The sequence below is a fragment of the Albimonas marina genome, assembly GCF_029223255.1.
In the GTDB taxonomy this organism is placed as follows: Bacteria; Pseudomonadota; Alphaproteobacteria; order Rhodobacterales; family Rhodobacteraceae; genus Albimonas.
This window is the reverse complement of sequence record NZ_JARHUC010000002.1, coordinates 451,329-474,322: the sequence shown is the minus strand read 5'-3', so window position 1 is coordinate 474,322 and position 22,994 is coordinate 451,329. Positions and strand designations below refer to the sequence as shown.

The 22,994-nt window shown below is 74.5% G+C and carries 25 protein-coding genes; 9 read left to right on the top strand and 16 right to left on the bottom strand.

The window, feature by feature from the left end; all coding sequences use genetic code 11:
* Positions 1–151: 151 nt before the first annotated feature.
* Positions 152–745 carry a YceD family protein gene (locus P2H44_RS05910; protein WP_275762529.1) on the bottom strand — a complete coding sequence of 198 codons (594 nt, stop codon included), beginning with the start codon at positions 743–745 and terminating at the stop codon, positions 152–154.
* Between the two features lie 321 nt (positions 746–1,066).
* Between P2H44_RS05910 and P2H44_RS05905 the strand changes: the two genes are divergently transcribed.
* Positions 1,067–1,618, top strand: coding sequence for an outer membrane protein assembly factor BamE (locus P2H44_RS05905; RefSeq protein WP_275762528.1), 552 nt, complete (start codon positions 1,067–1,069; stop codon positions 1,616–1,618).
* An 89-nt stretch (positions 1,619–1,707) separates the two neighbouring features.
* Here P2H44_RS05905 and P2H44_RS05900 read toward each other — a convergent pair whose 3' ends face one another.
* Positions 1,708–2,940: an MFS transporter gene (locus P2H44_RS05900; RefSeq protein WP_275762527.1), complete on the bottom strand. Its 1,233-nt coding sequence runs from the start codon at positions 2,938–2,940 to the stop codon at positions 1,708–1,710.
* A gap of 208 nt (positions 2,941–3,148) precedes the next feature.
* Between P2H44_RS05900 and P2H44_RS05895 the strand changes: the two genes are divergently transcribed.
* Positions 3,149–3,844, top strand: coding sequence for a hypothetical protein (locus tag P2H44_RS05895; protein ID WP_275762526.1), 696 nt, complete (start codon positions 3,149–3,151; stop codon positions 3,842–3,844).
* Between the two features lie 49 nt (positions 3,845–3,893).
* Here the strand turns inward: P2H44_RS05895 and P2H44_RS05890 are convergent, their stop codons facing one another.
* From P2H44_RS05890 to P2H44_RS05875, 4 genes are all read right to left on the bottom strand, one after another.
* On the bottom strand, positions 3,894–4,295 hold the full coding sequence (locus P2H44_RS05890; RefSeq protein WP_275762524.1) for a DUF2147 domain-containing protein: 402 nt from the start codon (positions 4,293–4,295) through the stop codon (positions 3,894–3,896).
* 170 nt (positions 4,296–4,465) lie between these two features.
* Positions 4,466–5,419 (bottom strand): methyltetrahydrofolate cobalamin methyltransferase, encoded by a 954-nt coding sequence (locus P2H44_RS05885; RefSeq protein ID WP_275762523.1) that lies wholly within the window; start codon positions 5,417–5,419, stop codon positions 4,466–4,468.
* 147 nt (positions 5,420–5,566) lie between these two features.
* Positions 5,567–6,508: a methylenetetrahydrofolate reductase gene (locus P2H44_RS05880; protein ID WP_275762522.1), complete on the bottom strand. Its 942-nt coding sequence runs from the start codon at positions 6,506–6,508 to the stop codon at positions 5,567–5,569.
* 93 nt (positions 6,509–6,601) lie between these two features.
* Positions 6,602–6,916: a virulence factor gene (locus P2H44_RS05875; protein ID WP_275762521.1), complete on the bottom strand. Its 315-nt coding sequence runs from the start codon at positions 6,914–6,916 to the stop codon at positions 6,602–6,604.
* A gap of 449 nt (positions 6,917–7,365) precedes the next feature.
* Here P2H44_RS05875 and metF point away from each other — a divergent pair, with 449 nt between their 5' ends.
* A complete protein-coding gene (metF, locus tag P2H44_RS05870) occupies positions 7,366–8,256 on the top strand; it encodes a methylenetetrahydrofolate reductase [NAD(P)H] (RefSeq protein ID WP_275762520.1) in 891 nt (296 codons plus the stop codon).
* 487 nt (positions 8,257–8,743) lie between these two features.
* Positions 8,744–10,270, top strand: a complete 1,527-nt coding sequence (locus P2H44_RS05865) for a malonate--CoA ligase (protein WP_275762519.1) — start codon at positions 8,744–8,746, stop codon at positions 10,268–10,270.
* Positions 10,271–10,691: 421 nt separating this feature from the next.
* On the opposite strand, the gene P2H44_RS05860 is transcribed toward P2H44_RS05865, so the two are convergent.
* The 4 genes from P2H44_RS05860 to P2H44_RS05845 form a co-directional block, all read right to left on the bottom strand.
* Positions 10,692–11,645: a 2-hydroxyacid dehydrogenase gene (locus P2H44_RS05860; protein WP_275762518.1), complete on the bottom strand. Its 954-nt coding sequence runs from the start codon at positions 11,643–11,645 to the stop codon at positions 10,692–10,694.
* A gap of 30 nt (positions 11,646–11,675) precedes the next feature.
* Complete coding sequence (gene rodA, locus P2H44_RS05855) at positions 11,676–12,815, bottom strand: rod shape-determining protein RodA (protein ID WP_275762517.1); 1,140 nt, start codon at positions 12,813–12,815, stop codon at positions 11,676–11,678.
* Positions 12,816–13,075: 260 nt separating this feature from the next.
* Positions 13,076–13,666, bottom strand: coding sequence for a DUF3885 domain-containing protein (locus P2H44_RS05850; RefSeq protein WP_275762516.1), 591 nt, complete (start codon positions 13,664–13,666; stop codon positions 13,076–13,078).
* A 13-nt stretch (positions 13,667–13,679) separates the two neighbouring features.
* Complete coding sequence (locus tag P2H44_RS05845) at positions 13,680–14,696, bottom strand: autotransporter domain-containing protein (RefSeq protein ID WP_275762515.1); 1,017 nt, start codon at positions 14,694–14,696, stop codon at positions 13,680–13,682.
* A gap of 306 nt (positions 14,697–15,002) precedes the next feature.
* Between P2H44_RS05845 and P2H44_RS05840 the strand changes: the two genes are divergently transcribed.
* The 5 genes from P2H44_RS05840 to P2H44_RS05820 all read left to right on the top strand — a co-directional run bounded on the left by P2H44_RS05840 (position 15,003) and on the right by P2H44_RS05820 (position 18,194).
* Positions 15,003–16,067 carry a MotA/TolQ/ExbB proton channel family protein gene (locus P2H44_RS05840; RefSeq protein WP_275762514.1) on the top strand — a complete coding sequence of 355 codons (1,065 nt, stop codon included), beginning with the start codon at positions 15,003–15,005 and terminating at the stop codon, positions 16,065–16,067.
* Positions 16,057–16,437, top strand: a complete 381-nt coding sequence (locus P2H44_RS05835) for an ExbD/TolR family protein (protein ID WP_275762513.1) — start codon at positions 16,057–16,059, stop codon at positions 16,435–16,437. The genes P2H44_RS05840 and P2H44_RS05835 overlap by 11 nt, the downstream gene beginning before the upstream one ends.
* 15 nt (positions 16,438–16,452) lie before the next feature.
* The gene (locus P2H44_RS05830; RefSeq protein WP_275762512.1) at positions 16,453–16,851 is read left to right on the top strand and encodes an ExbD/TolR family protein; all 399 of its coding nucleotides are present in this window, start codon (positions 16,453–16,455) and stop codon (positions 16,849–16,851) included.
* 6 nt (positions 16,852–16,857) lie between these two features.
* Positions 16,858–17,958 (top strand): TonB family protein, encoded by a 1,101-nt coding sequence (locus P2H44_RS05825; RefSeq protein ID WP_275762511.1) that lies wholly within the window; start codon positions 16,858–16,860, stop codon positions 17,956–17,958.
* Between the two features lie 98 nt (positions 17,959–18,056).
* On the top strand, positions 18,057–18,194 hold the full coding sequence (locus tag P2H44_RS05820; RefSeq protein ID WP_275762510.1) for a hypothetical protein: 138 nt from the start codon (positions 18,057–18,059) through the stop codon (positions 18,192–18,194).
* 66 nt (positions 18,195–18,260) lie between these two features.
* Here P2H44_RS05820 and P2H44_RS05815 read toward each other — a convergent pair whose 3' ends face one another.
* The 6 genes from P2H44_RS05815 to P2H44_RS05790 form a co-directional block, all read right to left on the bottom strand.
* A complete protein-coding gene (locus P2H44_RS05815) occupies positions 18,261–18,956 on the bottom strand; it encodes an EI24 domain-containing protein (RefSeq protein ID WP_275762509.1) in 696 nt (231 codons plus the stop codon).
* A 4-nt stretch (positions 18,957–18,960) separates the two neighbouring features.
* Positions 18,961–19,569 carry a nitroreductase family protein gene (locus tag P2H44_RS05810; RefSeq protein WP_345798978.1) on the bottom strand — a complete coding sequence of 203 codons (609 nt, stop codon included), beginning with the start codon at positions 19,567–19,569 and terminating at the stop codon, positions 18,961–18,963.
* 170 nt (positions 19,570–19,739) lie between these two features.
* The gene (locus P2H44_RS05805) at positions 19,740–20,462 is read right to left on the bottom strand and encodes a GNAT family N-acetyltransferase (protein ID WP_275762507.1); all 723 of its coding nucleotides are present in this window, start codon (positions 20,460–20,462) and stop codon (positions 19,740–19,742) included.
* Entirely contained in the window at positions 20,459–21,061 is a 603-nt protein-coding gene (locus P2H44_RS05800) for a glutathione S-transferase (RefSeq protein ID WP_275762506.1), read from the bottom strand. The genes P2H44_RS05805 and P2H44_RS05800 overlap by 4 nt, the downstream gene beginning before the upstream one ends.
* Positions 21,058–21,405 carry a hypothetical protein gene (locus P2H44_RS05795; protein WP_275762505.1) on the bottom strand — a complete coding sequence of 116 codons (348 nt, stop codon included), beginning with the start codon at positions 21,403–21,405 and terminating at the stop codon, positions 21,058–21,060. Before P2H44_RS05795 ends, P2H44_RS05800 begins: the two co-directional genes overlap by 4 nt.
* Before the next feature lie 330 nt (positions 21,406–21,735).
* Positions 21,736–22,920 carry a pyridoxal phosphate-dependent aminotransferase gene (locus tag P2H44_RS05790; RefSeq protein ID WP_275762504.1) on the bottom strand — a complete coding sequence of 395 codons (1,185 nt, stop codon included), beginning with the start codon at positions 22,918–22,920 and terminating at the stop codon, positions 21,736–21,738.
* Between the last annotated feature and the right edge of the window lie 74 nt (positions 22,921–22,994).

The following is a 22,994-nucleotide window of genomic DNA, read 5'->3' as shown; positions in this document are numbered from 1 at the left end:
GCGCCCCCGCCCGTCGCCTGCGCCGCCGAGGGCCCGAGCCGGGGGCGGCAGGTCGCCTTCGGGCGCTCTCCGCCGGGGCGACGTCGCCCTCCCACGGATCCTTGCGGCGCGGGGAGGCGTGCGGCAGGGGCGCGCCTGCGCCCCCGCGCCGTCACTTGTCCTCGTCGCGCTCCAGCCGCTCGCGCAGGGCGGCGAGGGCGGAGAAGGGCTTGCGGGTCTCGCCCTCGCCCGGCTCGCCCTCCGGCGCCTCCTCGCCCACGCCGTCGAACCGGGCGCCGGGGGCGCGGGGATAGGGGTCGATCGCCAGCGCCACCGCCTCCGAGGCCATCTCGGCCGGGTCCAGCCGCGTGCCCAGCGGCTCGGGCGGATCCTCGGTCTCGTCGGGGGCGATGTCGCCGATGCCCGCCGGCTCGACGCCCGGCAGGAACAGGCGGGAGAACGGCTCCTCGATCTCCTGGGCGATGTCCTCCAGCGTCACCACGCAGGGCTGGGTCACGCGCGCGCGCGCGACGCCGGAGACGCGCCAGCCGTCGCCGGCGGGGCGGATCTGCGCCTCGAACGACATCTTGCCCACAGCGGCCACGCCGAAGCGGCGGGCGAGGGCCGTGCGCTCCGGCCCGTCGGCCTTCTGGGACAGCGTCAATCCTTCGGGGCTCAGCTCGTTCACCCGCACGGGGCGCGAGAACTCCGGCGCGCCGGCGCCGGGGGTGGAGCGGGAAATGGGCGGGGAGGCGGGGGGTCGCATGGTCGGCGGATATCCTTCGCGCTCGCGCAACAGGGGGCGCCGGCCCCGCAGGCCGCGCCCGCTTCCGACGCCGGGCCGGCCGCCGAAAATCGGGGCCGGTCACAGGTCCGGGCGGGGCGCCTCGCGGCGGGGCCGCTTGAACTGCAAACATGCGCGCGCTAGGCAGTGGCTGCAAGCGGCGAGCGCGCCGATTTCCGGGACCGGATCGCGGTCCCGCGCCCGGGCCGCGCCGCGGCCCCCGTTCCGGCCCCCCGCGGCCGACGCGCAGCGCCGTCTTGCGAAGTCAGGCCCGTCGCCGGGTCGCCGGGAGAGCTGTCGAGCATGCGCCGCGCAAGTCTGAACCGCCTGGACGCCGCCGTCGGGACACCGACGACCCTCGGGCGGACCCCGTCCTCTCTCATCCTGCGCTCCGCCGCCGGGCGCCGGGGCCTGGCCGCGCTGGCCGGCGCCGGTGCGCTGCTGGCGCTCGCGGCCTGCGAGCCGATCTCGACCGTGCACGGCTACGCCCCCCAGGACGGCCAGCTGGAGAGCATCCAGATCGGCGTCGACGGCCCGGGCGCGGTGGCGCAGAAGATCGGCCGCCCCTCCACCGGCGGCGTCGTGCGCGACAACACCTGGTACTACGTCTCCTCGCGGACCGAGACGGTGGCCTACAACGCCCCCGAGATCGTCGAGCGTCGCGTGGTGGCCGTGCACTACGACGAGAACGCCGTGGTCTCGGGCGTCGACGTCTACGGGCTCGAGGACGGGCGGATCATCAACCTCGCCTCGCGCACCACGCCCACCTTCGGGCGCGAGCTGACGGTGCTCCAGCAGCTGTTCGGCAACATCTCGAACGTCGGCACCAGCCTCGCCGAGGGCTTCAACGAGTGAGTTGACGCGCGCCTCGCGCAGCCGCCGGACATGAAAAAGGCGCGTCCCCTTGGGGGCGCGCCTTTCGCGTTCTGGGAGGGCAGGGCGCCTCAGCCCGCCTCGGGCTTGCGCAGGGCGAACCAGATCAGCGCGCCGCCCGCCAGCGTCAGGAACGGGATCATCGCCAGGTTCACCGCCGCCCAGCCGGTCTGCGGATCGCCGCCCAGGCAGTTCATCAGCCCGCCCGAGCTGAGCGAGGCCAGCGTCACCAGCCCGAAGACGCAGAAGTCGTTCATGCCCTGCACCCGCGCCCGCTCCTCGATCGAGTGCGCGCCGGCCAGCATCGTGGTCGCGCCGATGTAGCTGAAGTTCCAGCCGATCCCGAGCAGGAACAGCGCGAGGTAGAAGTTGGCGAGCTCCACCCCCGCAAGGCCCGCGAGCCCCGCGCCCGCCAGGATCACCAGCCCGGCCGCGATCACCCGCTCGACCCCGAAGCGGTTGATGATGCCGCCGGTGAAGAAGCTGGGCAGGAACATCGCCAGCACGTGGACCATCACCACGTCCGCCGCGGCCCCCTGCCCGAAGCCGCAGCCCACCACCGCCAGCGGGGTCGAGGTCATCACCAGGTTCATCAGCGCATAGCTGACCATGCCGCAGATCATCGCCACCAGGATCCGCGGCGTGCCCAGAAGCTGCCCGATGCTGCGCCCGCGCGGCGCGTCCGCCGCCCGCGGGGCGGGCTTGGGCGCGTCGAGCGCGAGGAACAGCAGCGAGCCCACCACGTTCAGCCCGATCACGCAGAGGTAGGCGCCCACGAAGGGCACCGGCGCCAGCATGTCCGAGGTCGCCTTGACCAGCTGCGGCCCCAGCACCGCCGCGACCAGCCCCCCCGCCATCACCCAGGAGATCGCCTTGGGCCGGAACGAGTCCGAGGCCGAATCCGCCGCCGCGAAGCGGTAGAAGGCCTGCGCGGACATGTAGACGCCCGTGCACAGCGCCCCCACGAGGAACAGCGCGAAACTGTCGACGAAAAGCGCTATGGCGCAGAGCGTCGAGCCCAGCGCCCCGCCCGCGGTCCCCGCGAAGAACCCCGCCCGCCGTCCGAACCGGCCCATCAGGTTCGACACGTTCGGCGCCGCGATCATCGAGCCCAGGACGATCAGCGAGATCGGCAGCGTGGCCAGGCAGGGGATCGGCGTCAGCAGCTGTCCGGCGAGCCCGCCGAGCACGAAGTTGACCGGCATCTGCGCGCCCAGGATGCCCTGGGCGAGGAACAGGACCGCGACGTTGCGCTTGGCGCGGCGATCGTCGGAGGGGGAGTCGGGAGCGGCGAGGGAAACCATGGGCCCCGTATTATTCCCGTCACGCGGCTGTGAAAAGCGCCTCGGCCCGCCCTCGGGCTGCGGCGTGGTCGACCGCCGCGGCGCGCCCCTCTCGCGCCCGGCGCGCGCACCTCGGCCCCTTCACCTGGCGGAAACCGACTGCACGCAGCGGCAGGTCGTGCTACCTTGGGTTGCGATCCCGCCTCCCCCAGACGCGAAAGGCCCCCGCATGACCGATCCTCGAAGCGCGGGCCTCCCCGCGGCGCTGGCGACGGGCGCGTTGCTGGCCCTCGTCGCCCCGGCCGCCCAGGCCCTGCCGCTGACCTTCGAGGGGCGGATCCTGGGCGCCAACGTGGTCATCGGCGACGTCGACTACGACGACGTGACCTTGACCTACATCTTCACCGCCGACACCGACGACCTGTTCACGGGCAGCTTCGGCGACGACTCTGTCCCCCTGCTCAGCGTCGCGGTCGACGTCGACGGGATCCGCTCCGACGCGCTGCCCCTGCCGCCCGGCGCGCTGGAGCTGGGCTTCTACCCGGGCCTGGGCTTCTTCTACATCGTGCTGGACGGCGAGACCTTCGCGATGTGGGGCGACGAGCTCGCGCCGCCCGACTACGACTTCTCGACCGAGGTCGCGTGGACCGAGGCGACCGCGCGCAGCCTGATCGAGCCGATGGAGGTCGAGGTGCAGTGGCCGCTCCACTTCCCCACGCTCGACGTCACGGGCTTCGGGTGGAACGTGTTCGGCGAGCTGCTCGACCCCGACAACACGGATTTCCCCCATCGCGTCTCGACGGGCGCGATGCAGCTGAGCCTGGGCGACACGGGCGCCGTGCCCGTCCCCGCCGCGTTGCCGCTCGCCGCCGCCGGCTCGGTCGCGCTGGTTCTCGTCGCCCGGCGTCGCCGCCGATCCGCCTGAGGCGCCGGCCGGCGGCCCGCCCGCGCCGCCGCGCGTCGCGGCGGCGGGCTCACTTCACCGGCGTCCAGACCTGGCTGCGGCAGAACACCAGCACGCAGCCTTCGACCCTCAGGCCCTCGGCGACCAGCTCCATCGAGGAATCGTAGGTCTTGTCGTCGTCGGGGGCCCAGATCTCGCCGTCGTCCCAGGCGCGCTCGCCCTCGGGGACCATGTCGCGGATGATCAGCCGGCCCACGTGGGGATAGTCCGGCCGCGCCCCGTCCGTGGTCATCGCCCGCCGGATCACCCCGCAGGTCCTGGCCGCGTCCTCGGCGCAGGCCCCCACCTCGACCTCGAGATACGAGCCCTCGTCGTTCGCCTCGGTCCGCCACATCCCGTCGGCGGCCCCGGCGAGGGCGGGCAGGGGCGCGAGCGCGGCCAGCGCGGCCGCGGCGATGAATCGGATGCGCATCAGGTCCTCCCGTACCATGTCGCGACCCGCAGGCTCGGCGGGATCGACGCGCGCGTCAACGTCGACGCGGGGGCAGGCGCATCGGGGACGGAGTCGGTCGGGGGGAGGTCGGAGCGGCAGGCGCTCCGCGGGCGGGCCCGCGCCCGGATCGAGGTCCGGGCGCGCGGTCCTCAGCCGCGGCGGCGGCGGCGGCCCTCGCGGCCGCCGCGGGCGCCGGCGGGGGCCTCGCCCTCGGCGGTCGGCTCGCGGTTGGCGCGGATCCAGGCCATGCCGTGGGGGTCGTGGTTCATCAGCAGGTTGGCGGCGCGGATCGCCTCCATCTCCTGCGGGCGCACCGGGTTCATGATCGCCGAGGTCATGCCCGCCCCGATCGCCATCGGCAGGAAGGCCGCGTTGATCCCGTGCCGGTTCGGCAGCCCGAAGCTGACGTTCGAGGCGCCGCAGGTCGTGTTCACGCCCAGCTCGTCGCGCAGGCGGCGCACCAGGGTGAAGACCTGCTGGCCCGCGGTCGCCATCGCGCCGATGGGCATCACCAGCGGGTCGACCACGATGTCATGGGCGGGAATGCCGAAATCCGCCGCCCGCTCGACGATCTTCTTGGCCACCGCGAAGCGGACCTCCGGATCCTCGGAGATGCCGGTGTCGTCGTTGGAGATCGCCACCACCGGCACGTTGTATTTCTTGACCAGCGGCAGGACGAGCTCCAGACGCTCCTCCTCGCCGGTGACGGAGTTCAGCAGCGGCCGGCCCTTCGCCGTCTCGAGCCCGTTCTGGAGCGCGCCGGGGACCGAGCTGTCGATGCACAGCGGCACGTCGACGACGGCCTGCACCTTCTCGATCAGCGCCTTCATCAGCATCGGCTCGACGAAGTTGTTGTCGGCGTAGCGGGGATCGGCCTCCATCTTGTTGGAGAACACCGCGCCCGAGTTGATGTCGAGCACCATCGCCCCGCAGGCCACCTGCTCGATCGCGTCCTTCTCGACGGTGGTGAAGTCGTCCATCTCCAGCTCGGCCGCCAGCTTCTTGCGGCCGGTCGGGTTGATCCGCTCGCCGATCACGCAGAAGGGCTCGTCGAAGCCGATGACGACGGTTTTCGACTGGGACTCGACGACGGTGCGGGTCATGGAGCGTCCTCGCTGGGGCCCCTCGGGGCGTTTCGGCAGGGCAGGGGAACGGCGTCCCCCGCGCGATGGCGGGGGACGGTTAGCACGTGGAACGGGGAGCGTCAGCCCCCGCGCGTCGCGCCCCGGCCCGGGGCTGCGCCTCGCGCGTCAGGCGTAGGCGGCGGCGCGGCCCGAGGCGCCGGCCTCGGTCGTGTACTCGGCCGTCTTGCCGATGCCGCCCAGCGGGAAGAAGTGCACCTGCTCGATCTGCAGGGCCGGATCGGCGGCCTTGGCGGCGGCGATGTCGGCCAGCACCCGGTCGGGGGTGAAGGGCAGCATCAGCTTGGTCACGTCCGCGGCCCGCTTCTGCAGCACCTGGACCGAGGGGCCCACGCCGCAGGTCAGCGCGTACTTGATCAGGGTCTGCAGCTTGGCGGGCCCGGCCACGCCCACGTGGATCGGCAGGTCCACGCCCGCCTCGCGCAGGCGCGCGGCCCAGGCGACCACGGGGCCGGCCTCGAACACGAACTGGGTGGCGATCGCCATCCGCGCGTCCGTCCGCTCCGAGAACGCCTGCTTCCACTTCAGGGCGGCCATGACGTTCGACTCGGTCCCGTCCGCGTCGATGTCCTTGTTGCCCTCGGGGTGGCCCGCGACGTGCAGGCGGGCGAAGCCGGCGGCGTCGAACAGCCCCGTCTCCATCAGCTGCATCGAGCAGTGGAACTCGCCGCGCGGCTGCGCGATGCCGCCGCCCAGCAGCAGGGCCGAGCTGACGCCCGCCTCGCCCTGGTAGCGCGCGATCCAGTCGGCCAGCGCCGCCTTCGAGGGGATCGAGCGGGCGGGGAAGTGCGGCATCACCTCGAAGCCCTCCAGCGCGATGCGCCGGGCGGTCTCGACCATCTCCTCGATGGGGGTGCCGTCGATATGGGCGATGTAGACGCGGGTGCCCCGGGGCAGGATCTCGGCGAAGCTGTCGATCTTCGCGGCGGTGCGCGGCATCACCTCGATCGAGAAGCCGCGGATCGCCTCGGCGATGCGCGCGCCGGTCGAAAGCGGGGGCGTGGCCGCCTGGCGCGTGCGCCGCGCGAAGAAATCGATGACCTTCGACATGCCCGTCTCCCTTCCTTCGACCGTCCGGCGCGCCGTCCGCGCCGGATCGGGATGATGCCTCGCCGGGGTTTCCCTCCGGTTCAGCGAACTGGTTTACGCCGTCGCCGCCGCCCAGCCGTCGTTGGCGATCAGCGCCTTGATCCGCTCGGCGTCGTATTCCGCGTCGAGCCGGGCGGCCTCGGCGTCCGCCGCGGCGGCGTCGCTTTCGGCCTCGACCTCGTAGGGCGCCGCGCGCCGCCACTCGGCCAGGTAGGCGTCGGAGTCCTTCGCCCCGACCTTCATCGCGCAGCGGTCGATCGCCTGCTCGAAGCGTTCGGGCAGCTGGCGTTTCGCCCCGCCCCGCCGGCCCTTGCCCGCGATCACCTGGGCGGGAATGTCCCGCCACCAGACCACCGTCACCTGCGTCAATCGTCTCTCCTTCGGGCGGGGTTCCCTGCGCCGGAACCGCCCCGCCTCGCGGTTCCGGATACGGCCTCGGCGGCCGCGCGCGCATGATGGGAGCGACCGGGCGAAGCTGAAACGCGACATCGGTTCGCGTCGCGAACGGATCGCCGCGGGCGCGCCCGGCGCCGGGCCGGGGCCGATGTCGCGAAGCGCCGACGGGGCGTCGCGAATGCAGGCCGGGCGACGGGCCTCGCCGGCGGGCGAGGCCCGTGCGCGGAGGGGCGCGGAGGGGGAGATTCGCCTTGCTCGACCGCCGTCTGCGTGCCGGAGCGGGACGCGTGCGGTGTTTTCGGCGGCGCCGCAAACGGGCGTTGAAGCGTCGCCTCCCAGGCCGTATGTAGGACGACCGACCTGCACCCACCGGGGCGCGGGACCCGTGCGCCACGCCGCGCCGCTGCTTGAGGAGCTGCATCGTGACGGAACCGACCGGCCGACGCCTGTCCATTTCCTTCGAGTTCTTCCCCCCGGCCACGCCGGAGGGAGCGATGCGCCTGTGGCGGTCGGTGGAGCGTCTGGCGCCGCTGGCGCCCGACTACGTCTCGGTCACCTACGGCGCCGGCGGCACCACCCGCGACCGCACCCGCAACGCCATCAAGGCGATCCTCGAGCGCGCGCGCCTGCAGGTCGCCGGCCACCTGACCTGCGTCGGCGCCACCCGCGCCGAGACGCTGGCCGAGGCCGACGGCTACCGCAAGCTGGGCGCCCGGCGCATCGTGGCGCTGCGCGGCGACCCGCCCAAGGGCGCCACGCATTTCGAACCGCATCCCGACGGCTTCCGCAACGCCGCCGAGCTGACCCGCGCCCTGCGCGAGGCCGGCCACGACCGCATCTCGGTCGCGGCCTACCCCGAGTTCCACCCCGAAAGCGCCTCGCCCGCGGCGGACCTCGACAACCTCAAGCGCAAGCTGGACGCGGGCGCCGACAGCGCCATCACCCAGTTCTTCTTCGACAACGCCCACTTCCTGCGCTTCCGCGACCTCGCGGCGAAGGCCGGAATCGACGCGCCGATCCACCCGGGCATCCTGCCGATCGAGAACTTCGCCAAGATGAAGCGCTTCGCGGCGGGCTGCGGCGCCTCGGTGCCCGAGTTCCTCGAGGCGGCCTACGCCAACGCCGACGAGCAGGGCATGACCGAGACCCTCTCGCGCGCCATCTGCGCCGAGCAGTGCGACAACCTGCGGGCCGAGGGGGTGGAGCACATCCACTTCTACACGCTCAACAACCCCGACCTGCCCTACGACGTCTGCCGCGCGCTGGGCGTCGAGCCCCAGCCCCTGGGCGCGGCGGCGGGCGGCGCGGCCTGAGCGGGCCGGAACCCGATCTTCGAGCGATGACAAGGGCGGCCCTCGGGCCACCCTTTCCGCATCGGGGACGGAGGCGCCCTGCGGGCGGGCTTTGGCCCTAGGGGTCTGGAGCGCCCGGATCTGCGGGCGTCGCTGCCTCCGGCGGGCTCCTGACTCACCAAAGAACAGGGGCCGCGCCTGTCCTTCGGATCCGTCTCTCGCTGATGGATGCCTGAGCGAGTCGGGGGGAGGGGTCAAGGACAAGCCCGCCTTGCGGCGGGTCGCTTCGCGATCCCTGACCCCTCCCCCCGACTCGCTCTGTTCGGCATCCGCGAGAGACGGCTCCGAAGAACAGGCGCTTCGCGGGCCGCTGCAGGCGTCGCGCCGGGGCGCGGGGGGCGGGCGGCGCGCATGCATGGGTTCGGGGGGCGCGGGCGTGGCGGCTTGCGCCGGGGGCGGCGCGGGTGCAGGAACGGAGCGAATGCATAAACGTGCCGGGAGCCCGCCCATGACCTCGCCCTACGCCGGAAACACGCTCGCCTCCGCCCTGCGCGCGCCCTCCGCAGGCGACGACGCGAGGCGCTTCGCCGAGCAGGCGGGCCGCGAGCCGATGAGCTACGGCGCGCTCTGGGAAGGGGCCGAGAAGATGGCCGCCGCCCTCGTCGCCGCCGGCGTGAAGCCCGGCGACCGCGTCGCCGTGCAGACCGAGAAGTCGCTCGAGGCCGTGCAGCTCTACCTCGGCGCGGTGCTGGCGGGGGCGGCCTTCCTGCCGCTCAACACCGCCTACGTGCCCGCCGAGATCGAGTACTTCCTGACCGACGCCGAACCCGCCGTCTTCGTCTGCGATCCCGCGCGGCTCGAGGCGCTCGCCCCGCTCGCGCAGAAGGCCGGCGCGACGGCGATGACCCTCGACATCGACGGCCGCGGGACCATGGCCGAGGCCGCCGCGGCCCAGGCGCCGGGCTTCCAGGCGGCGGCGCGGGAGGCGGGGGACCTCGCCTGCATCCTCTACACCTCGGGGACCACCGGGCGCTCCAAGGGCGCGATGCTGACCCACGGCAACCTGCTCTCGAACGCGCAGACGCTGCGGGACTACTGGAAGTTCACCGCGCAGGACCGGCTGATCCACGCGCTGCCGATCTTCCACGCCCACGGCCTCTACGTGGCGCTGAACGTGACGCTGGTCGCCGGCGGTTCGCTGATCTTCATGCCCGCGTTCAAGGCCGAGGCGGTGCTCGAGGCGATGCCGAAGGCCACCGCCCTGATGGGCGTGCCCACCTTCTACACCCGCCTGCTGGAGCTGCCGGGCCTGGCCGAGGCAGCGAAGGACATGCGCCTCTTCGTCTCCGGCTCCGCCCCGATGCTGACCGACACCCACGAGAAATGGCGCGCCGTCACCGGCCAGACGATCCTCGAGCGCTACGGCATGACCGAGACCTCGATGAACTGCTCCAACCCCTACGACGGCGAGCGGCGCCCCGGCACCGTCGGCTTCCCGCTGCCCGGCGTCGAGGTGAAGGTGACCCATCCCGAGACGGGCGAGGAACTGCCCGCCGGCGAGACCGGGAACCTCGAGGTGCGCGGGCCCAACGTGTTCCTGGGCTACTGGCGCATGCCCGAGAAGACGGAGGAGGAGAAGCGCGCCGACGGCTTCTTCATCACCGGCGATCTCGCCCAGATCTCCGACGACGGCTACGTGACCATCGTGGGCCGCGCCAAGGACCTGGTGATCACGGGCGGCTACAACGTCTATCCCAAGGAGATCGAGGGCCTGATCGACGACCTCCCCGGCGTGAAGGAAAGCGCGGTGATCGGCCTGCCCCATCCCGACTTCGGCGAGGGCGTGGCCGCCGTGGTGGTGCCCGAGGCGCCGGGCGCGGTGGACGAGGCCGCGGTGAAGGCCGCGCTCGCGGACCGGGTGGCGAAATACAAGCAGCCCAAGGCGGTGTTCATCGTCGACGAGCTGCCCCGCAACACCATGGGCAAGGTGCAGAAGAACGTCCTGCGCGACGCCTACAAGTCGACCTTCGGCTGACCGCAGGGCGGGGGGCCTCCGAGGCGGGGCTCGTCGGCTGGCCGCTGCGCGGGGGCGCGCCTTGGGGCGCGCCCGGGAAGGCCGCTTCGGGAGCTCACCAAAGAACAGGGCCGCGCCTGTCCTTCGGATCCGTCCGTCGCTGTTGATGCCTGAGCGAGTCGCCGGGAGGGGTCAAGGACAAGCCCCCTTCGGGGGTCGCTTCGCGATCCTGGACCCCTCCCGCCGACTCGCTCTTGACGGCATCAGCGACGGACGGCTCCGAAGAACAGGCGCTTCGCGCGGGCCTGCGGGCGTCGCGCAGGGCGCGCGTGAGGCGGGCCGGCGGGAGACGGGGGCCGCGGGCGCGACGGTTCGGAGCGCCGCGGGAGCGGGGGGCGCGAGCGGCGCGACGGGGGACGCGGCGCCTTGGGCGCGCGCGGGCTCAGTAGCCCTGGGCGCGGTCGACGACGTGGAGGAGCGGCTCGCCCTTCGCGAGGCGCCCGATCTGCTCGACCAGCGCCACGGCTGCGGTCGAGGCGCGGGTGACGCTCGCGATATGGGGGGTGATCGTCACCTTGGGATGCGCCCAGAACGGGTGATCGGCGGGCAGGGGCTCGACCCGGAACACGTCGAGCGTGGCGTGCGACAGGCGCCCCGAATCCAGCGCCTCGACCAGCGCCGCGTCGTCGATCAGCGGGCCGCGGCCGGGGTTCAGGATCGCCGCGCCCTGGGGCATCAGCGCCAGGGTCTCGGCGTTCAGCAGGTTCTCGGTCGCCGCCGTCAGCGGCAGCAGCAGGACCAGGATCTCGGAGCGGGCGAGGATCGCGCGCAGCCCCTCGTCCCCGTCGAAGCAGGTCACGCCCTCGATCGCCTTGGGCCGGCGCGACCAGCCGGCCACGTCGAAGCGCAGCGCCGCCAGCGTACGGGCGGCGTCGGCGCCCAGCTCCCCCAGCCCCAGCACGCCCACCTTGCGCTCGCGCGCCAGCGGCGGGTGCCACTGCGGCCACTGGCCGGGCTTGAGGTCGAGGTGGTGGTCGATCCCCGCGTGCAGGCGGGTGGCATGGGCCACCACCCAGTCGGTCATGCCCTCGGTCAGGCCGGGCTCGACCATGCGGGTCAGGGGGGCCTTCAGGGTCTGGTTCCCCACCACCTTCTCGACCCCCGCCCACATGTTCAGCGCGGCCTTGAGCCTGGTGAAGGGCGTGAAGTCCTGGATCGGCCCCTCGGGGTTGTAGATCACCGCGTCGACCTCGGCCGGGTCCACGTCCTCGGGCGCCATGCGCAGGTCCATCTCCACGCCGCGGGCCTCGGCCCCCTTGCGCAGGGCGGCGCCCCATTCCTCGCGCTGCGGGGGGCGGCCGCCGAACAGGATCACGGGACGGGAGATGGCGGTCATGGAACCTCCGGGGTCGCGAGGGGCGCGGGCTCAGCCGCGGGGGCGGTGGACATGGGCGGACTGCGCCAGCCCGAAGGCCAGCAGCAGCACCAGCATCGCCGAGCCGCCGTAGGAGACCAGCGGCAGCGGCACGCCGACGACGGGGGCGAGGCCGGTGACCATCGCCATGTTCACCGCGAAGAACAGGAAGAACGTGGTGCCGATCCCGCCCGTCAGCAGCGCGCCGAAGCGGTCGCGGTTGGCCATCGCCGAGACGATGCAGAACAGCGTGATCAGCCCGTAGAGGATCAGCAGCGACAAGGCGCCGACGAAGCCGAACTCCTCGGCGAGCGTGGTGAAGATGAAGTCGGTGTGCTTCTCGGGCAGGAAGTTCAGCCGGGTCTGGGTGCCCTGCATGAAGCCCCGCCCCGACAGGCCGCCCGAGCCGAAGGCGATCTTCGACTGGGTGATGTGGTAGCCCGCGCCGAGGGGATCGGATTCGGGGTTCAGGAAGGTCTCGATCCGGCGGAACTGGTAGTCCTTGATCAGCTGCCAGTCGGTCCCGCGGCTTTCCAGCACCGCCGTGACCAGCCCCACGCCCAGCGCGATGGCGGCGAGGAAATAGCCCCAGTGCACGCCCGCGAGCCACATCACCGCCCCGCCCCCCAGCGCCAGCAGCAGCGCGGTGCCGAGGTCGGGCTGCTTGAGCACCAGCGCCATGGGCACGAGGATCATCAGCAGCGGCGGGATCAGCCACAGCGGGCGGGAGACGCGCCCCTCCCCCAGCCAGTCGTAGTAGCGCGCCAGCGCCATCACCACGGCGATCTTCATCAACTCCGACGGCTGGAGCTGCAGCGGGCCCAGCGCGATCCAGCGGGTCGCGCCCATGCCGGTATGCCCCGCGATCTCCACCGCCACCAGCAGGCCCAGCGAGCCCAGGTAGGCCAGCGGCGCCAGCGTGCGCCAGTAGCGCACGTGGATCATCGCCACGACGAACATGATCGCCATGCCCGCCCCGAAGCGCACCATCTGGCGCGAGGCCCAGGGGTCGAGATCGCCGCCGGCCACCGAGTAGAGCATCAGAAAGCCCACGCAGGCGACGGCCGCGATCAGCAGCGCCAGCGCCCAGTGAAAGCGCAGGACCTTCTGGAGCGGCGAGAGCGGAGCTTCGGGCGGGGCGAGGCGGGCCATGCGACGGGCATGGCGCAGCCCCGCCCCGGATGCAAGCGCGCAGGCGTCGCGCAGGCGTCGCGCAGGCGTCGCGCAGGCGGATCGGGGCCGGCGGAGCGGCGCTGCCGCCCGCTGCGCGGCCGGGACGCCCGCCCGCCGACCCCGTCCCCGGAAGAGGGACGCGCGGGGCGCGCGGAGCGAAGGGGAAGGGGGCGGGCGCCGGCCGCGGGCGCCGGGCCGGCGCAGGCTCGCCCGCGGCGCGGGTTGGAGGCGCGCGCGGGTCAGAGGCGGTCGGGGCGGTCGGACATCCAGTCCGCGTGGCGGGTCTCGATCCGGTCGAGCTCGCCCTCGCTCGGCAGGAACACGTCGAAACCGCCCGCATAGGGCGCCAGCGCCGCCCCGCGCTCAGGCGAGAACAGGACGGCGTCGGCGAGGTCCTCGGCGACCTCGTCGAAGAGGCGGTCGAGCGACCCCGGCGCCCAGGCGAAGCGGGCGGCCTGGAAGGCGATCTCGACCTGGTCCCCGGGGTCCTCCTCCGGGTCGCGCCAGGTCATCGCCGGACCCATGCCGAGGCGGCGTTCGGGGCCGTCGGGGTCCGGCGGGACGCCCGGATATCGGGCGCAGGCGATCCAGATCTCGGCGCGGGGGCCCAGAACCTCGGTCGCGAGCGCGTTCGCGCGGGCGCGGATGATCGCGCGCTCGGCCGGCGTCCGCGCATATCTCTCGGACCCGGGCAGGGCGTGAAACCGCGTCCAGCGCGCGCCATGCGTCCCGCGCAGCGCCCAGCCCAGCGGCGCCGCCGCGCCGAAGACCCGCCGCCAGGGGCCGAGGAAATCGGCCGGATCGCCCGGCGGCGTCGCGCGCGTCGTCATCTCCGGCACGCTCTCAGAAGCTCGCCGACAGGCCCAGCGAATAGCCCGTCAGGCTGCGCCCGATGGTCTGGCGCGCGACGATGCGCACGCGGCTCAGCGGCAGGATCGTCTGCTCGGTGTCGAACTCGATCCCCAGCCCCGCCTGCGCCAGCCAGCGGGTCTGCAGCACTTCCCCCTGGTCGCCCGGCAGCCAGGAGCCGGAGCCCTCGAACACCGCCCGCAGCGGCCCTCCGAACAGGTCGATCCCCGTGGGCACCCGCAGCCGCGACCACAGCCCCACCGTCGCCGCGTTCGAGCTCGCGTCGATCGCCTTAGACCCGGCGATCGGCTCCAGGTGCAGGTGGGTGTAGCGCAGCTCCACGTCCGCGTCGTAGGCGTCGGAGTGGTACTCGTAGTCCAGCATCAACGAGGCGCCGAAGCCCCCCGCCGTCATCCGCCCGTCCTCCAGGAACTCCAGGTCCAGCCCGAAGCGGCGGTTGATGATCCGCCCCAGCAGGGAGGCGTCGCTCTCCACATGCCCCACGGCCACGTTGACGATGGGCCGGAAGATCAGCGTGTCGGTGAGCTTGAAATCCCAGCCGATCCCGCCCTCGGCCCCCAGCGTCGTCCACTTCGTCGGCAGGCGCGAGCGCGAGGTCCCGTCGGTGAACACGAAGACCGGATCGTAGCGCGAGTAGCCGACGAATCCCTCGAGGTAGAGGGGGACCGAATCCGAGATCGTGAACGCCCCGCCCAGCTGCGAGGCGAAGAAGGAGTTGCCCTCGCCCACGCTCGAATCGAGCTGCAGGGTGCTCGCGGTCTCCGAGGGCACGGCGGTGATGCCCAGCATCGCCAGCGCCCCCGTCGCGCGGGCGCTGACGTCGGCGTTCAGCAGCCGCAGCAGGACCGTGCCGCCCACGCCCGCCTCGGTCGCGCCGCGGCCCTTGCGCGCGCGCTCGCCCGCGCCTGCCGCGTCCGGAAGGCCCGCCGCCAGACCGCTCGCCAATCCCGCGGCCAAGGCCAGCGCCAGCCGCATCGCTCCCGCCCGCATCGCCGTCCGCTCCTCGTCCCCGCACGCGCCCAACCGTCCCGCAACGTAACGCGCGCCGACGCGTCCCGGAACAGGAGCGGCGCGCGGCCCGCGCAACGGTCGCGCGTGATGCAGCGCCGCGACGGATGCTTGACAAGTTTGGTCGGAAAAGCGATGCCGAAGACAGCCAGCGGAGCCTCCGCGAGCCATCCGACACCTTTGCCCGAAGGAGGTTCGCATGCGCTCCGCTTCCCGCGTCGCCCCCCGCCCCGATCGCCTCCGCCCGCGCGTCCCCTCCCCGGACCGCGCCTGCGGGAGCGTCGGGCGATGACCGGGACCCCCGACGTCGCGCCGCCCGCCCTCCGCGTGCAGGCGGCCTCTCCCGACGTTTCGCCCCAGACGCCGTCGACGTCGCCGCCGCCGGACGTCCCCGTGCCGGGGGACGCCGCGGCGCCGGGCGTCGTGCAGGGCGCGCCGGACGCCGCCGCCGGGCAGGGCGCGGCGGATGGCGCAGGGGGGGCGGGCGCCCCCGAGAGCGCAGGGGGGGCGGGCGCCCCGGCGGGGGCCGATGCGGCCGGCGTCCCGGCGGGGCAGGGCGCGCCGGAGGCCGGGGCCGCGGCCGCCGGCGCGCCCGTTCCCGATCCCATGCTCCCCGCCGGGACCGGATCCGCCCCGGGCCCCGAGGCTCACGACGCCCTCGCCGGGGCCGCGGGCGACGCCTGGGGCACCGCCGCGCGGATGCTGCACGACGGCGGGCCGGCCGTGTGGGCCATCGCCGCGCTCTCGGTCGTCACCGTGGCGCTGATCCTGTGGAAGCTGTGGACGCTGTTGCGCCTGGGGGCCTGGTCGCGCGCCCGCTCCGAACGCGCCATCGCCGCCTATCGCGAGGGCGGGCCGGCCGCGGGCCTCGCCGCCCTGCGCCGCCGCCCCGGCCTGCGCGGCCGGATGCTGCGCGCGGGCTTCCACGCCGTCGCCGCCCTCCCCCCCGAGGCCGCGCGGGAGGAGACCGCCCGCGTCGCCCGGCGCGAGCTCGCCGAGGCCCGCACCGGCCTGCGCGCGCTGGAGCTGATCGCCACCGCCGCCCCCCTGCTGGGCCTGCTGGGCACCGTGCTGGGCATGATCGCCGCCTTCCGCACCCTGCAGGAGGCGGGCGGGCGCGCCGATCCCGCCATGCTGGCGGGCGGCATCTGGGAGGCGCTGCTGACCACCGCCGCCGGCATGGCGGTCGCGATCCCCGCCTCCGCCGCGCTGACCTGGTTCGAGAGCGTCGCCGACCGCGCCCGCCAGGACATGGAGGATCTGGGGACCCGCCTGTTCCTCCCCTCCGCCGTGCGTCCCGCCGACTCCGCGGCCGACGCCGCCTCGCTGCCCTCCCGCGCCGATGCAGCTTGATTTCGCCGCCCCGCGCCGCCGGCGCATCAGCCTCACGCCGATGATCGACGTGGTGTTCCTGCTGCTGGTGTTCTTCATGCTCGCCGCCCGCTTCGGGACCGAGGGGCTGCTGCCGGTCCTCGCGGCCGGCGGCGGCGGCGGGGCGTGGAGCGGCCCGCCCCGCCTCGTCGACGTGCGCCCCGAGGGGGTGAGCCTGAACGGAACCGCCGTCGCGCCGGGCGAGCTCGCCGCGGCGCTCGCGCGGCTCTCCGACTCTCCCGACGACCCGGTGGTGATGCGCGGCCGCGACGGGGCCACGCTGCAGCGGCTCGCCGACGTCGCCCGCGCCGCAGCGCCCGACGGCCGCCGGCCCGTCATCTTCGCCCCCTGAGCGCGGAGCCCGACCATGCGCCTCGACGCCCCCCAGCCTCGGCCCCCGGTCGAGAGCGTCACGCCGATGATCAACGTAGTGTTCCTGCTGCTGATCTTCTTCCTGATGACCGCCACCATCGCCCCGCCCGAGCCGTTCGAGATCGAGCCGCCGCAGGCCGACGCCCCCGCCGCCGCGCCCGAGGCGCCGCAGGCCCTGCACCTGGCCGCCGATGGCCGCATGGCTTTCGGGGCCGCGCGGGGCGAGGCGGCGCTGGCGGCCGCGGTCGCGGCGTCGAAGGCCGCCGGGCAGGGCGGCGCCGCGCTGCCCGTGCGCGCGGACGCGGAGATGGAGGCGGCCGCGTTCGCGCGCCTGCTGGCCCGGCTGGGCGAGCAGGGGGTCGCGCGCGCCGCCCTCGTCGTCACGGGACGCTGAGCGGGAATGGCCCGGCTCCTCTCCTTCTGCGTTTTCCTCGCGCTCGCCGCCGCGCTGCACCTGGCGCTGTTCCTCGCCTGGCGCACGCCTCAGGACGGCGCCGCCGCCGCCTCGGGCGCCGGCGGGGACGCGGCCGTGTCGCTCGCCGCCGTCTCCCCCGAACTCGCCGCGCTGGTCGCCGAGTGGGACGCGCCGCCCGACGCCCCGGAGGCGGCCGCGCCCGCCGCGCCCCGGCCCGTGTCCGAGACGCCCCCGCAGGCCACGCCCGCCGACGCGCCCCCGCCGGCCGCCGCCGCCGCCCCCCGGCCGCCCGCCGCCACGCCGCCCGCCGAGGCGCCGGCCGTCGCGCCCGCCCTCCCCGAGCGGCCCGCCGCGACGCCTGCGCCGACCGCGCCGCCCAGCCTCGCGCAGAGCCTGCCCACGGACCGCCCCGTCGCCCCCGACCCGCAGGCCGAGACCCCGCCCGCGGCCGAGGCGCCGAGCGTCCCCGCCCTCGCCGAGGCCGCGCCGCCTCCCGAAGCGCCGCCTATGGCGCCGCCCCCGCCCGAGCCGCAGGCGGCGCCGCAGGACCCTCAGCCCGAGGTCGCCGCCCCCATGCCCCGCGCCCGCCCGGACGCGCCGCCGCGCCCGGTGCGACGGGCCGAGACCAGACCTGCCCCTGCGCCGAAACCCGCGCAGACGCAGGCCCCGAAGACGCAGGCCCCTCGGCAGACGGCCGCCGCCGACGACGGACCCGCGCGCGACGAGACGCGCGCCGCCGGCGCCGGCGGCGGGGCCGAGGCTGGCGACACGCGCGAGGCCGCCTCCGCCGGGGTCGACCCCGACGCCTCGCGTCGCCTGATCCAGGAATGGGGCGCCGAGATCCGGCGCCAGGTGCAGCGCCGGCGCGAGCTCGACCGCGGCGACCGCCGGGGCGAGGCGCTGGTGCTGCTGGAGGTGGAGGCGAGCGGCGCGCTCGTCTCCCACGCCATCCGGCGCAGCGCCGGCGCGGCCTCGCTCGACCGCGCGGCCCTGCGCGCGGTCGCCGCCGCCTCCCCCTTCCCCCCCGCGCCGGGCGGGCTGGGTGAGGGCCGGCGCAAGTTCCTGCTGCCGGTGCGGTTCCGCTAGGGGCGGGCGGCCCGGTTCGTCACGCGCGCGTGATCTCCGCTCGACGCGGCGTCATGCTAGGCTGACGCCCATCGACGTCCGGCGCAGGGAGATCCGCCATGACGATGCTTCGCACCGCCGCCGCCTTCGCGGCTCTCGCGCTCGGGATCGCGGCCTTCGCCGCCGGCCCCGCCGCCGCCACCGAGGGCTGCACCTCCAGCGCGGACAAGACCCCGCCCCCGACCGTCGGCTCCTGACGGAGGAGTCCGCCCCGCCGCCTCCCGACCGTCGGCGCGCTTCAAGCGCGCCGCGGCCGGACCGGCTCAGCCCGCGGGAACCTCCCCGCGGGAGCGGTGGAACATGTGCGTGAAGGTCGCCACCGCCAGCACCGGGATCGCCAGCGCGACCAGCGGGATCGACAGCGCCAGCGCCATCAGCACGCCGGCGGCGAAGATCCGCCCGCCCATGCGCTTGCGCAGGCGCCGCGCCTCCTTCGCGCCCACGCGCCGGGCGGCGGCGAGCTCGAAATACTGTCGCCCCAGCAGCCAGCCGTTGATCGTCACGAAGACGAAGGGCGCCGCCGGCGGCACGGCGAAATAAATCACCAGCCCCACCAGGTTCAGGCCGATCAGGGCCGCGGTGAAGATCAGCCCGTCGGCCAGGATCTCGAGCCAGGTCATGCTGCGCGCGGGCGGCAGGTGGGGGTAGAATTTCGCCTCCACCGCCTCGGCGATCTCCTCGAGGAAGAGGCCGATGAACAGCGCGGCGACCGGGAACATCAGGAACACCGCCCCCAGCGCCCCCGCGGTCCAGGCGAGGAAATCCACCGCCCAGTCCAGGAACGACAGGTCGTGGCCGAAGGCGGTCAGGCCGTTGTCGGGGATCATCGCCACCAGCTGGCCCCAGCCGAACATGGCCGCGATCAGCATCGCCAGCGTCAGGCCCAGCGACAGGAGGAACACCTTGCGGAAGCGGGGGTCGCCCAGCTGTCCGACGGCGCGCGCGAAGTCCCCGATCATCGGCTCACATCCCCCGCCAGTCCACCTTGGCGTCCATGTCCGGGCGCGGCCGCTCGCTGACCGGCCGGGTCGGCGTGCCGATATGGATGAACCCCGCCACCCACTCGGTGGGCGCGAGGCCGAGGCCCGTCTCCAGGAACTCGCGGTCGGTGGCCATCCAGGCGGTCAGCCAGTTCGCGCCCCAGCCCGAGGCGAGGGCCGCGTTCAGCAGCGCCAGGCACGCGGCCCCGGCCGAGAGGGTCTGCTCCACCTCCGGCACCTTCTCGGTCCCCTTGGGCGCCGCGACCACGGCGATGGTCAGGGGCGTCAGCTCGAAGGGCTCGGCGTGCTTCTCGATCCGGTCGGGATCGACGCCGCGCGCGGCCCCCAGCGTGCGGGTCAGGGCGCCGAGCTTCTTCGCTTCCTCCCCCGCGCAGACGATGAAGCGCCAGGGCTCCATCTTGCCATGGTCGGGGGTGCGGGCGGCGGCCGTCAGCATGGTCTCGACCGCGGCGCGCTCGGGGCCGGGGAAGGTCAGCGTCTTGGCGATGCGCGAGCGGCGCGTGAGCAGGAAGTTCAGCGCGGCCGGATCGGCGGAGATCAGGGGCGCGTCGGTCTGGACGGAATCGGTCAAGTCGGTCTCCGGGGCTCGGGTCCGGTGAGGAAGAGATCGCTGGGGTCGGCTCCGCACATCGGACCCGAGGCCTGGCAAGTCAAGGTTCGCCCCCGCTCCGGCCGTCGGACGAGGGGGGCGGCACGGCCCCTCCCCGCGGTTGGCGAAGTCGCCGGGGGAGGGGGCGCGTCTCAGCCGCGGGCGACCAGCACCGGCGCGGTCAGGTCCGCGAGGCGCGTCTTCTGGCGCCCCGCCTCGTCGAAATTGGCGGGGTCGAGCCAGGCCGAATAGGCCGCCTCCAGCTCCGCCGCCTCCTTGTCGATCATCGCGTACCAGGCGGTGTCGCGGCTGCGGCCCTTGTAGACCACGGCCTGGCGGAACACGCCCTCGTAGGAAAACCCGAAGCGCATCGCCGCCGCGCGCGAGGCGGCGTTGAGCGTGTCGCACTTCCACTCGAACCGGCGGTAGCCCAGGCGGAACACCTCCCGCATCAGCAGGAAGATCGCCTCGGTCGCGGCCGGCGTGCGCTGAAGCCGCGGGCCCCACCAGATCCAGCCGACCTCGATGGTCCCGGCGGCGGGGGTGATGCGCATCAGCGAGCACCAGCCCTCCGCCTTGCCCGTCGCGGCCGAGCGCAGGGCGAAGAACATCGGATCGGCCGAGGCGGCGTTGCGCGCCAGCAGCGCGTCGAACTCCGCCCGGTCGGCGAAGGGCCCGTCGCCCAGCCAGGTCCAGGTGCGCCCCTCGGGGTCGAGCTGCGCGGCCTCCCACAGCTCGTCGCCATGGCGCGCGGGGTCCAGCGGCTCCAGCGTCCCCCAGCGTCCCTTCAGCTCGGCCCGCGCGGGCACGGGGGGCGGGGTCCAGTCGGGCAGCGCCTCGCCGATCGCCTGGCCCAGCTCGTTGAGCCGGGTCATTTCGGGGCCGTCGCCTGGAAGGAGGGCCGCCGGTGCATCCGCTTGGCCCAGGAGGCGAGCGCCCCGCGGCCCGAGCGCCAGTCCCATTCGGGGAAGCGGAAGTCGATGTAGCCCAGCGCGCAGGCGACCGAGACCTGGCCCATGTCCAGCGTCTCGGGGAAGGCGGCGCCCTCCAGCCGGTCCATCGCCTGGGCGATCTTCCCCCGCTGCGCGGCCATCCACGCCTCCGAGCGCTTGGCCTCCTCGCGCAGGCGCCGCTCGTAGACGATGCCCACGCCCGCCTCCATCATCGCGTCGCCGGTCGCCTCCATCACCAGGGCGGGCCACAGCGCGTCCCCCTCGGGGTAGAGCTTCGCGCCGTCGTGCAGCGTGTCGAGATAGCGGGTGATCACCCGGCTGTCGTAGATCGACAGGCCCGCCTCGGTGGTCAGGCAGGGGATCTTGCCCAGCGGGTTCACCGCCAGGTTGCCGGGGTTGGGGTCCAGCGGCGAGGTCGCGCCGTCCTCCAGCTCCACCGCCTCGGTCTGGCCGGTCTCGTGCAGCAGGACCATGACCTTGCGCACGAAGGGCGAGGCGGCGGCGTGGCGGAGCTTCATCATCGGGCGGTCTTCCTGAACGGCTTGGCGCGGGGTTTGAGCAGGCCCAGGCGCAGCCGCGCGAGGGCCGAGAGATCGACGGCGACGCCGGGCCCGTCCTCGCCCCAGCGCAGCGCGCCGCGCAGGCCGGCGCGGGCGTCGGCGCGGGCGCGGCCGGCGTCGCGGGACCAGCCCCACTCGACGCCCTCGGGCGCCTGGTCGAGGGCGGCCTCGGCGACGGCGGGGCGGGCGTCGGACCAGCGCGCGCGGCGGGCGGTCTGCCACACGGCGAAGGCCGTGGCGGCGCCGGCGGCGGCCTTCAGCGCCCAGGGACCGGTCAGCGGTGCGAGCGCGACGGGCAGCGGCATGGGGCATCCTCCACGAAGCCGCGCGACGGCGCGGCGGTTCCGCAGAACATAGGGAGGCCTGACGGTCGGGAGCAATGGCTTCCGCGCATCGCCGCCCGCGCAGGCGCCCCCGGGCGCGACCGCGCGACGAGCGCGCCCCGCCGCCGTCCCGCGCCGGGCGAGTCCGAGCCGCCGCGCCGGCGCAACAGCGCCGGAAGCCAGCCGACTCAGGCAGGGGCGCGGGGGCGGGATCGTCCAAAGACCGGTCGCGGACGTCGCTCCGCCAGGACGGACGAAAGCGCATGACCGACCGGGGCCCGCTGCGAGCCTCCTTCAGGAGACTCGGCGCCCTCAGCCGGCGTGCGCGGCCGCCAGCGTCTCGGCGAAGTCGGCGACGCGGGTCAGCGCCTCGACCAGCGCGGCGTCGGAGACGGTCAGCGCCACGCGCAGGTGGCCCGCCGCGGCGGCGCCGAAGCTCTCGCCCGGCATCACCGCGATGTGGGATTCCTCCAGCAGCCGCTCGGCGAACTCCCGGCCCGAGAGGCCGGTCGACCGTACGTCCAGCATCACGTACATCGCCCCCTGCGGCGGCGACAGCCGCACCGCGTTGCGCCCCGCCAGCGTCTTCAGCGCCAGGTCGCGGCGGCGGTGGAAGGTCTCGGTCAGCTCCGCCTCGATCGCGTCGCCCTCGCGCAGCGCCCACAGGCCCGCATCCTGGATGAAGCCCGGGATCCCGTAGGTGGCGTTGAGGGCGTAGGTCGCGATCAGCCCGCTCAGCTCCTCGGGCGCCAGCGTCCAGCCGATGCGCGAGCCGGTCATGCCGTGGCTCTTGGACAGCGAGCCGATCACCACCGTGCGCTCCGCCATCCCCGGCAGGGCGCGGGGCGAGCGGTGGGCGCCGTCCCAGCACATCCCGTCGTAGACCTCGTCCGAGATCAGCCACAGGTCGCGCCGCAGGCAGATCTCGGCCACCGCCTCCAGCGTCGCGTCCGAGTAGATCGCGCCGGTGGGGTTGTTGGGCGAGTTGATCAGCAGCGCCCGCGCCCCGTCGCAGGCCGCGTCCAGCGCGGTCAGATCCGGCTGGAACCCCGCCTCGGGCAGGGCCGGCGTCAGCCGCGGGACGCCGCCGGTGGCGCGGATCGTGCCGGGATAGGTGACGTAGTAGGGGTCGACCATCACCGCGACGTCGCCCGCGTCCAGCACCGCCATGAACGTGTGCAGCAGCGCCGCCTGGCCGCCGGCCGTCACCACGACGTTCTCGGGCCCCGCCGGCGCGCCGGTGGCCCGCGCCGCCCGCTCGGCGATGGCGGCCCGCAGGTCGGGGGAGCCCGCCACGTCCGAATACCGCGTGTTGCCGCCCATCGCCGAGGCGTGCATCGCCTCCAGGATCGGGGCCGGCGTCGGGTCCTCGTGCTGGCCCACGGTCAGGTCGATGATCCGGGTCCCGGCCCGCTGCATCCGGCGGGCGCGGTGCACCACCTCCCAGCCCGAGGCGCCGCCGCCGAGAATCGCGCGGATGCGGGACGAGGGTTCCATGGCGGGGCTCCGATCGGCTCGGGTCAGGGGGATGCCGCGCCGGCGCGCGACGCGGCCCTTCTGACGAGCGCGCA

Coding starts and splice junctions, on each gene's coding strand:
- P2H44_RS05820 (WP_275762510.1), top strand. CDS start 18,057: ATGACGATGCTTCGCACCGCCGCCGCCTTCGCGGCTCTCGCGCTCGGG.
- P2H44_RS05805 (WP_275762507.1), bottom strand. CDS start 20,462: ATGACCCGGCTCAACGAGCTGGGCCAGGCGATCGGCGAGGCGCTGCCC.
- P2H44_RS05910 (WP_275762529.1), bottom strand. CDS start 745: ATGCGACCCCCCGCCTCCCCGCCCATTTCCCGCTCCACCCCCGGCGCC.
- P2H44_RS05850 (WP_275762516.1), bottom strand. CDS start 13,666: ATGACGACGCGCGCGACGCCGCCGGGCGATCCGGCCGATTTCCTCGGC.
- P2H44_RS05835 (WP_275762513.1), top strand. CDS start 16,057: ATGCAGCTTGATTTCGCCGCCCCGCGCCGCCGGCGCATCAGCCTCACG.
- P2H44_RS05905 (WP_275762528.1), top strand. CDS start 1,067: ATGCGCCGCGCAAGTCTGAACCGCCTGGACGCCGCCGTCGGGACACCG.
- P2H44_RS05865 (WP_275762519.1), top strand. CDS start 8,744: ATGACCTCGCCCTACGCCGGAAACACGCTCGCCTCCGCCCTGCGCGCG.
- P2H44_RS05840 (WP_275762514.1), top strand. CDS start 15,003: ATGACCGGGACCCCCGACGTCGCGCCGCCCGCCCTCCGCGTGCAGGCG.
- P2H44_RS05825 (WP_275762511.1), top strand. CDS start 16,858: ATGGCCCGGCTCCTCTCCTTCTGCGTTTTCCTCGCGCTCGCCGCCGCG.
- P2H44_RS05895 (WP_275762526.1), top strand. CDS start 3,149: ATGACCGATCCTCGAAGCGCGGGCCTCCCCGCGGCGCTGGCGACGGGC.
- P2H44_RS05900 (WP_275762527.1), bottom strand. CDS start 2,940: ATGGTTTCCCTCGCCGCTCCCGACTCCCCCTCCGACGATCGCCGCGCC.
- P2H44_RS05890 (WP_275762524.1), bottom strand. CDS start 4,295: ATGCGCATCCGATTCATCGCCGCGGCCGCGCTGGCCGCGCTCGCGCCC.
- P2H44_RS05800 (WP_275762506.1), bottom strand. CDS start 21,061: ATGATGAAGCTCCGCCACGCCGCCGCCTCGCCCTTCGTGCGCAAGGTC.
- P2H44_RS05845 (WP_275762515.1), bottom strand. CDS start 14,696: ATGCGGGCGGGAGCGATGCGGCTGGCGCTGGCCTTGGCCGCGGGATTG.
- P2H44_RS05880 (WP_275762522.1), bottom strand. CDS start 6,508: ATGTCGAAGGTCATCGATTTCTTCGCGCGGCGCACGCGCCAGGCGGCC.
- P2H44_RS05860 (WP_275762518.1), bottom strand. CDS start 11,645: ATGACCGCCATCTCCCGTCCCGTGATCCTGTTCGGCGGCCGCCCCCCG.
- P2H44_RS05795 (WP_275762505.1), bottom strand. CDS start 21,405: ATGCCGCTGCCCGTCGCGCTCGCACCGCTGACCGGTCCCTGGGCGCTG.
- P2H44_RS05885 (WP_275762523.1), bottom strand. CDS start 5,419: ATGACCCGCACCGTCGTCGAGTCCCAGTCGAAAACCGTCGTCATCGGC.
- P2H44_RS05830 (WP_275762512.1), top strand. CDS start 16,453: ATGCGCCTCGACGCCCCCCAGCCTCGGCCCCCGGTCGAGAGCGTCACG.
- P2H44_RS05815 (WP_275762509.1), bottom strand. CDS start 18,956: ATGATCGGGGACTTCGCGCGCGCCGTCGGACAGCTGGGCGACCCCCGC.
- rodA (WP_275762517.1), bottom strand. CDS start 12,815: ATGGCCCGCCTCGCCCCGCCCGAAGCTCCGCTCTCGCCGCTCCAGAAG.
- P2H44_RS05790 (WP_275762504.1), bottom strand. CDS start 22,920: ATGGAACCCTCGTCCCGCATCCGCGCGATTCTCGGCGGCGGCGCCTCG.